Annotated in this window: 8 protein-coding genes; 6 read left to right on the top strand and 2 right to left on the bottom strand. The window is 68.9% G+C overall.

All coding sequences use genetic code 11. The features are described 5' to 3' along the window. The 6 genes from C9424_RS09580 to fabF form a co-directional block, all read left to right on the top strand. On the top strand, positions 1 to 881 hold an 881-nt coding region (locus tag C9424_RS09580; protein WP_442862024.1), incomplete at its 5' end, for a transketolase-like TK C-terminal-containing protein. Between the two features lie 217 nt (positions 882 to 1,098). After that, entirely contained in the window at positions 1,099 to 2,343 is a 1,245-nt protein-coding gene (locus tag C9424_RS09575) for a PucR family transcriptional regulator (RefSeq protein ID WP_116766620.1), read from the top strand. Between the two features lie 87 nt (positions 2,344 to 2,430). Then, the gene (locus C9424_RS09570; RefSeq protein ID WP_116766619.1) at positions 2,431 to 3,360 is read left to right on the top strand and encodes an ACP S-malonyltransferase; all 930 of its coding nucleotides are present in this window, start codon (positions 2,431 to 2,433) and stop codon (positions 3,358 to 3,360) included. Further along, a complete protein-coding gene (locus C9424_RS09565) occupies positions 3,357 to 4,418 on the top strand; it encodes a beta-ketoacyl-ACP synthase III (protein ID WP_116766618.1) in 1,062 nt (353 codons plus the stop codon). Before C9424_RS09570 ends, C9424_RS09565 begins: the two co-directional genes overlap by 4 nt. Before the next feature lie 196 nt (positions 4,419 to 4,614). Next, complete coding sequence (locus C9424_RS09560) at positions 4,615 to 4,860, top strand: acyl carrier protein (RefSeq protein WP_091256299.1); 246 nt, start codon at positions 4,615 to 4,617, stop codon at positions 4,858 to 4,860. 178 nt (positions 4,861 to 5,038) lie between these two features. After that, positions 5,039 to 6,274, top strand: coding sequence for a beta-ketoacyl-ACP synthase II (fabF, locus tag C9424_RS09555; RefSeq protein WP_116766638.1), 1,236 nt, complete (start codon positions 5,039 to 5,041; stop codon positions 6,272 to 6,274). Between the two features lie 143 nt (positions 6,275 to 6,417). On the opposite strand, the gene C9424_RS09550 is transcribed toward fabF, so the two are convergent. Both C9424_RS09550 and C9424_RS09545 read right to left on the bottom strand, forming a co-directional pair. Next, positions 6,418 to 6,921 carry a DUF3145 domain-containing protein gene (locus C9424_RS09550; RefSeq protein ID WP_091256295.1) on the bottom strand — a complete coding sequence of 168 codons (504 nt, stop codon included), beginning with the start codon at positions 6,919 to 6,921 and terminating at the stop codon, positions 6,418 to 6,420. A 427-nt stretch (positions 6,922 to 7,348) separates the two neighbouring features. Then, positions 7,349 to 8,275, bottom strand: a complete 927-nt coding sequence (locus C9424_RS09545) for a tyrosine recombinase XerC (protein ID WP_116766617.1) — start codon at positions 8,273 to 8,275, stop codon at positions 7,349 to 7,351. Positions 8,276 to 8,344 lie beyond the last annotated feature (69 nt).

Below are 8,344 nucleotides of genomic sequence, written 5' to 3'. Positions count from 1 at the left end.
GTTTCCAGCGCACCGGCGACTCCTTCTGGGCCGCCGCGGACCAGATGACCCGCGGGTTCATCATCGGTGCCACCGCCGGCCGCACCACCCTGACCGGTGAAGGCCTGCAGCACGCCGACGGCCACTCCCCGATCCTCGCCGCCACCAACCCGGCCGTCGTCACCTACGACCCCGCGTACGGCTACGAGATCGGCGTGATCATGCGCGACGGCCTGGAGCGGATGTACGGACCCGACTCCGAAGACCGGAACCTGATGTACTACATCACGGTCTACAACGAGCCGATCGCCCAGCCGGCGGCGCCGGCCGAGCTCGACGTCGAAGGCATCACCAAGGGCATCTACCTGCTGGCACCGGCCAAGATCGACGGCCCGCGCACGCAGATCCTTGCCTCCGGCGTCTCCGTCCCCTGGGCCCTCGAAGCCCAGCGGATCCTCGCCGAGGACTGGGGCGTCTCCGCCGATGTGTGGTCCGTGACGTCCTGGAGCGAACTGCGCCGCGACGCCATGGCCGCCGAGGAAGAGGCCTTCCTCAACCCCGGCCAGCCGGCCCGCGTCCCGTTCGTCACGCAGCAGCTCGCCGGTGCCACGGGTCCGATCGTTGCGGTCACCGACTACATGAAGGCCGTGCCGGACCAGATCCGGCAGTTCCTCCCGAACGAGTTCGCCTCGCTCGGCGCGGACGGCTTTGGCTTCTCCGACACCCGCGCCGCTGCGCGCCGCTTCTTCAAGAACGACATCCACTCGGTAGTGGTCCGTTCCCTGCAGATGCTGGCCCGCCGCGGCGAAGTCGATGCCCAGGCACCGGCCCAGGCCATCGAGAAGTACCGGCTGCTCAACGTGAACGCCGGCACCACCGGCAACGCGGGCGGCGACTCCTAACCGGACGCCCCGCCGGCCGCGAGGCCAGGCCCGGCGCCCGACGGCGGCCCTCACCAATTGGTGAGGGCCGCCGTCGGCGTTTAACCGGTGTGGTCCCCCGTCTCTCCGGGGGCGGGCCTCACCGCGATCCCGGCGCGGGCCGGTGTGATGCAGGACAACGGCAGTTGTAGCCTTCTCACAAATGGAGCTTGGGCGGCGCGCCCCGTATGCTCGATGCATGGCAGAGCCGATCACCACTCCCGAAAAACGCAAGCCGACCTCGCGGGCGATGACTCCGGAGAAGGCTGAGACCCTCAAGAAGCTTCGGGCGAGCGTGGGCCAGTTGTCGACGACGACACTGCGCCAGCTGGAAAAGTCCCTGCCGTGGTACAGCCGGCTGAACTCGGACGAACGCTCCGCCTTGGGCATGGTGGCCCAGAACGGCATCGCGGCGTTCGTGACCTGGTACGAACGGCCGAGTTCGCCGTCGTGGATCCTGTCCGACGTCTTCGGCACCGCCCCCACCGAACTGACCCGCTCCATCAGCCTACAAAAGGCGCTCCAGCTCATCCGGATCGTCGTGGAAGTCGTCGAGGACCAGGTCCCGGTCATCGCCCCGGAAGCGGACCAGGGCGCGCTGCGCGAGGCCGTGCTGCGGTACTCGCGGGAGGTCGCCTTCGCCGCCGCCGACGTCTACGCCCGCGCCGCGGAATCCCGCGGATCCTGGGATACCCGGTTGGAAGCCCTGATTGTCGATGCCATCCTGCGCGGCGAAAACACGGACGCGCTGCGGTCCCGGATCGCGGCCCTGGGCTGGAAGGCGCAGGAACGGTTCACGGTCATGGTGGGGAATTCGCCGTCGGAGCCGAGCGCCAGCTACGTCAGCGAACTGCGCCGCACCGCGGGGCGCTTCGCCGAGGACGCACTGGTGGGGATCCAGGGCGACCGCCTCATCCTCATCCTGGGCGGACTCCAGGACCGGGAGACCGCGTACCTAAAGCTCAGCGAACTCTTTGCCCCCGGCCCGGTGGTGTACGGCCCCGAGGCGGGCTCCCTCCTCGAGGCCAGCGGTTCGGCCCAGTCAGCCTTCGCCGGCCTCACCGCGGCCCGGGCGTGGCCCTCCGCGCCGCGTCCGGTGGCAGCCGACGACCTGCTCCCCGAGCGCGTGATCTCCGGCGACGACGCCGCCCGCCGCTCGCTGGTCAAAAACATCTACCGCCCCTTGCTGGCCGCCTCCAACGGGCTCGTGGAGACCCTGGGCACGTACCTCGAGCTCGGCCATTCGCTGGAGGCAACGGCCCGGGAACTCTTCGTCCATGCCAACACGGTGCGTTACCGGCTCAAGCGCGTGTGTGACGTCACAGGGTGGGACCCGCTCCTGCCGCGGGAGGCGTTCGTGCTCCAGACCGCCCTCGTGGTGGGCCGGCTTTCGACCCCGCCGAAGGCCCCCGCGGAGCGGCAGCCTCCCCGCAACGGGTCCTGAATCGTTGTAGACTTCCTACAAACTGACCCAGTGAGCTTGGTGCATGAAAACACGAATGTTCACGCGGTAATTTGGAAAGCTGGTTACGTGCTTGCAATCGTCTGCCCTGGACAGGGCTCCCAGACCCCTGGTTTTCTGGCCCCCTGGCTGGAACTACCACCCGTCGCAGGCCTCCTGGCCTCCCTCAGCGAAATAGCAGGCATCGACCTCACCGCCCACGGCACCACCTCCGATGAGGAAACCATCAAGGACACTGCCGTCGCGCAGCCCCTGATCGTCGCCGCGGGCCTCGTGGCCGCAAAGTCACTGTTCGACGTCGAACTCAGCACGCTTCCGGTCATCCTGGCCGGCCACTCCGTCGGCGAAATCACCGCGGCCTCGCTGGCCGGTGTCCTGACGGAAACCGAAGCCATGACGTTTGTCCGCGAACGGGCCAACAGCATGGCCGCCGCCGCTGCCGCCACCCCGACCGGCATGAGCGCCGTCGTGGGCGGCGACCCGGCCGACGTCCTCGCGGCCATTGAGGCCTCCGGCGCCACCGCGGCCAACGTCAACGGCGCAGGCCAGACCGTGGCCGCCGGAACGCTGGAGCAGCTCAAGGCCCTGGCCGGGAACCCGCCGGCCAAGGCCCGGGTCATTCCGCTGAAGGTTGCGGGCGCGTTCCACACCCCGCACATGGCCCCGGCCGGCGCCGCCCTGCAGGCACTGCGCCCGTCGCTGCACCCGCGGAACCCCCAGGTGCCGCTGCTGTCCAACTTCGACGGCGCGGAAGTCACCGACGGCGGCGCCGCCGTCGACAGCCTGATTGCCCAGGTCTCCCGCCCGGTCCGCTGGGATCTCTGCATGGAGACGATGGTGCAGCGCGGCGTGACCGGCCTGATTGAACTGGCTCCCGCCGGAACACTCGCCGGCCTCGCCAAGCGCGGTATGCCCGGCGTCAAGACCGTCACCGTCAAGACCCCGGACGATCTTTCCGCGGCCCTGGCCCTATTTGCAGAACTGGAGGGAGGGGCATGAGCGTTCCCACTCTGAAGCAGGCGCCCGTGCAGGAAAACACCCGCATCATGGGTATCGGCGCCTACCGGCCCAGCGTCATCGTGACCAACGAGGACGTGTGCCAGTGGATCGATTCCTCGGATGAATGGATCCGCCAGCGCACCGGCATCATCACCCGGCACCGCGCGCCCGCCGATGTCAGCGTGATCGACATGGCTGAAGGCGCCGCCCGTGAGGCCCTGCAGAAGGCCGGCATCGAAGCTTCCCAGCTCGGCGCCGTGATCGTCTCCACGGTCACGCACCCCTACGCGACCCCGTCCGCGGCCGCGAGCCTGGCCGACCGCCTCGGCGCGACGCCGGCCCCGGCCTTCGACATCTCCGCGGCCTGCGCCGGCTACTGCTACGGCATCGCCCAGGGCGACGCCCTGGTGCGCTCCGGAGCGGCCACCTACGTCCTGGTGGTCGGTGCCGAGAAGCTTTCCGACGTCATCGACAACACGGAACGGACCATCTCCTTCCTGCTCGGCGACGGCGCGGGCGCCGTCGTGATCGGCCCGTCCGACACGCCGGGCATCGGCCCCTCGGTCTGGGGTTCGGACGGCAGCAAGTGGGACGCCATCGGCATGACCCACTCCATGCTGGATATCCGCGAGCTCGCCCTGACCGGCAAGCGCGGCGCCGCTGTCAGCGCCGAGGAAGCCGCCGTGACGGACGCCTCCCTGTGGCCCACCCTTCGCCAGGACGGCCAGACTGTCTTCCGCTGGGCCGTGTGGGAGATGGCCAAGGTGGCCCAGCAGGCCCTGGACGCTGCCGGCGTCACGGCTGAGGACCTCGCCGCCTTCATCCCGCACCAGGCCAACATGCGGATCATCGACGAGATGGCCAAGAAGCTGAAGCTGCCCGAGACCGTCAAGATCGCCCGCGACATCGCCGACGCCGGCAACACTTCCGCGGCGTCCATCCCCCTTGCCACCCACCGCCTGCTTGAGGAAAACCCCGAGCTCAGCGGCGGGCTGGCGCTGCAGATCGGCTTCGGAGCCGGACTGGTCTTCGGCGCCCAGGTGATAGTGCTTCCCTAGGTAGCCACCGCCTTCCCGAACTAAATACGTTTCACCTGTTTCACCATTGCAGAGCATGAGGTTCACTATCTGCCCCCAAGCTCTGCACAGCTCGCATTTCCCGCACCAAGCCGAATCCCTCGGTTTGAATCATTTCCGCCCTGACGGCCGGCATTTCACCGGCAGCCTGGGGCAACAACTAGAAAAGGAGCCATCAATGGCTAACAACGAAGAGATCCTGGCCGGCCTGGCTGAAATCGTCAACGAAGAGACCGGTCTGGCCCCGGAGGCTGTCGAACTGGACAAGTCCTTCACCGAAGACCTGGACATCGACTCCATCTCCATGATGACCATCGTGGTCAACGCCGAGGAGAAGTTCGGCGTCCGCATCCCCGACGAAGAGGTCAAGAACCTCAAGACCGTCGGCGACGCCGTGAGCTTCATCGCCAACGCCCAGGCCTAAGTCTGGCTTTCCGCCGGCAACGGCGGACCCGGTGGCCGGTCCGGGCGTTCCAGCAGCGCCCGGACCGGACCGCCAGCACCACCATCAAGTGCACGACCCCAGTGATTTCCCCACGCAGGCCCCGGCCATCCCCTTCACGGTTCCGGACACGGCAGGCGCACCGACAGAGAGTGATCCCATGGCACGCAAAGTAGTCATTACCGGGCTGGGTGCCACCACACCCATCGGCGGCGATGTCCCCACGATGTGGAAGAACGCGCTCAAGGGCGTCTCCGGCGCGCACACGCTTGAGGACGACTGGGTGGCAAAGTACGAACTGCCCGTTCACTTCGCCGCACGCGCCTCCACCCCGGCCCTTGAGGTCCTGAGCCGTGTCGAAGCCAAGCGCATGGACCCCTCGACGCAGTTCGCCGTGGTTGCCTCCCGCGAGGCCTGGGCCGACTCCGGGATCACCGAGATCGACCACGACCGCCTCGCCGTGGCCTTCGCCACCGGCATCGGCGGCGTCTGGACCCTCCTGGATGCCTGGGACACCCTGCGCGAAAAGGGCCCCCGCCGCGTCCTGCCCATGACCGTTCCAATGCTGATGCCCAACGGCCCCGCCGCCGCGGTCAGCCTCGACCTGGGCGCCCGTGCCGGCGCCCACACCCCCGTCTCCGCCTGCGCATCCGGCACCGAGGCCGTCCACATGGGCCTGGACCTGATCCGCTCCGGCAAGGCCGACGTCGTCGTCTGTGGCGGCGCCGAGGCCGCGATCCACCCGATGCCGATCGCCGCGTTCGCCTCCATGCAGGCCCTCTCGCGCCGCAACGACGATCCCGAGCACGCCTCGCGCCCCTACGACCGCGACCGTGACGGCTTCGTCATGGGCGAAGGCGCCGGTGCCCTCGTGCTCGAAGCCGAGGAACACGCCCTGGCCCGCGGCGCCCGGATCTACGCCGAACTCGCCGGTACCTCGGTCACCGCCGACGCCTACCACATCACCGCCCCGGACCCCGAGGGCCTCGGCGCGACCCGCGCGCTGAAGGCTGCCATGTTCGACGGCCGCATCCAGCCCGAAGACGTGGTGCACGTCAACGCGCACGCCACCTCCACCCCGGTCGGCGACAAGCCCGAGTACACGGCGCTCAAGGCCGCCCTGGGCAAGCACGTGGACAGCGTGGCGGTCTCGGCCACCAAGTCGCAGATGGGGCACCTGCTGGGCGCCTCCGGTGCGGTGGAGGCCGTGCTGACCGTCATGGCCGTGTACGACCGCAAGGCACCGGTGACCATCAACCTCGAGAACCAGGATCCGGAAATCCCGCTCGACGTCGTCACGACGGCCCGCGACCTGCCCGCCGGCAGCATTGCGGCGCTGAGCAACTCGTTCGGCTTCGGCGGACACAACGCCGTGATCGCGGTACGCAGCGTGTAGTTGCCGCACGGCCCCGGCCGAATGACGGCAGGCCCGAATGACAGATGGCGGCAATGTTCCTCGTGGACATTGCCGCCATCTGTGTTTGGCGCCTAGCTATGGAAGTGCTGCGGTGGTGCGCCTGGTGCTGGGCCGGGCGGGCCCTAACCGACCTGGTGGAGCCAGCGAACGGGGGCGCCTTCGGCGGCGTGGCGGAACGGCTCGAGTTCCTCGTCCCAGGCCTCGCCCAGGGCGAGCGAGAGCTCGTGGTAGACGGCCGAAGGGTCGCCGGCACCGGATTCGTAGGCGTACCGGATGCGGTCCTCGGAGACCATGATGTTGCCGTGGACGTCGGTGGTGGCGTGGAAGATCCCCAGCTCCGGGGTGTGTGACCAGCGTCCGCCGTCGACACCCTGGCTCGGCTCTTCGGTCACTTCATAGCGCAGGTGGGCCCAGCCGCGAAGAGCGGACGCCAATTGAGCCCCCGTGCCCGGCGTACCGGTCCACGACAGCTCGGCCCGGAACATTCCGGGCGCGGCAGGCTGCGGGGTCCACTCCAGATCCGTCCGCTTGTCCACGACAGACCCTATGGCCCACTCGACGTGGGGGCACAAGGCAGTCGGGGCCGAGTGAACGAACAACACACCGCGGGTCAGTGCAACAGACATTCCATCCTCCATAGCTGTAGGTACGTCTTCCCCAACGACCTCTGCCTGGATGTCTGTCTGTTGCGCGGATCCGAAATTGTGCCGGCGGTCCCTGCCAGACTACTAATATACAACCGGGTTCGAAGCTGGGACGTGGTGCATTCCAGCTTCAAGTTCAACTTGAAACTTCCCGGGCGTGAGTTTTATTCTGCCCTACCCCTCCTAATTACGCCAGTGCGATTCGGCGCGTCCTTTTCGGCGCGCCGAATTCGTCTCCGGAGACCGCGAGGGGAGCGCCCGGCGGGGCGGATCACGGGCTGACGGGGCTGACGGCGAAGGGCTGCGGGGCGGATGACGGGGCCCGTGAGGAGGCTGGGGCGCGGATGCTGTCACTCCACGCGGCGGCCGCTGTACCGGAGGGCACGGACGTCGCGCTAGAAGCCGGGGATCAGGCCCGGGGGTGCGCCTGCTGGTAGCTTTGCCGGAGCCTCTCCACGGACACGTGGGTGTAGATCTGCGTGGTGGCAAGGCTGCTGTGGCCGAGGATTTCCTGCACGGCCCGCAAGTCCGCCCCGCCGTCGAGCAGATGCGTCGCAGCGGAGTGCCGCAGCGCGTGCGGGCCGGTGGCTGCGGTGTCCCCCAGCCTCTCCAGCATGTCCTTGACCACGCTGCGGACCTGGCGCTGGTCCACCCGGCCGCCGCGCGCGCCCAGGAAGAGCGCCGGGCCGCTGGACCCGGTGGCGAGGGCCGGCCGACCCCGACGGAGCCAGTCGTCGACGGCGAGCGCCGCCGGAAGCCCGTAGGGCACCGTGCGTTCCTTGTTGCCCTTGCCGAGTACCCGCAGGGTCCTGCGGTCCGGGTCGAGGTCATCCACATCCATCCCGGCCAGCTCCCCGACCCGGACGCCTGTGGCGTAGAGCAGTTCGAGCATGGCGCGGTTGCGCAGGGCCAGCGGTTCCCCCTCCGCGGAGGCGGCTTCGGCATCGTCCACGAGCCGCTGGACCTGTTGCTGGTGCAGGACGCCGGGCAGGGACTTCTCCCGTTTCGGGGCCTTGAGCCGCAGCGCGGGATCGGCGTCGATCAGCTCCTCGCGGACGGCCCATGCGGTGAACGCCCGGGCGGTGGCGGCGCGGCGGGCCAGCGTGGCGCGGGATTTGCCGGACTCACTCTGGGCACCAAGCCAGCGCCGCAGGGTTCCGAGTTCCAGCCCGGCGAGGTCCTGGATCCCTTCGGTCGCGGCATGGGCCAGCAGGCTTTCGACGTCGGAGAGATACGCCCGCACCGTATGGGCCGACCTCCCCCGCTCAGCTTCCAGGTAGCGGCCGAAGCGTGCGGCGGCGCCGTCGAGTGCGGCGGGGAGATCCTGTGTAGACACCCTCCTACTGTGGCAGTATTCCGGGCGCATTCTCAGGAGCCGGGCGGCGAGCCGCGGCATACCGGCCGC

The organism is Arthrobacter sp. H-02-3 (assembly GCF_003097355.1).
In the GTDB taxonomy this organism is placed as follows: Bacteria; Actinomycetota; Actinomycetes; order Actinomycetales; family Micrococcaceae; genus Arthrobacter; species Arthrobacter humicola.
Note: the sequence above shows the minus strand (reverse complement) of the source record. Positions and strands in the feature narration are given on the sequence as shown.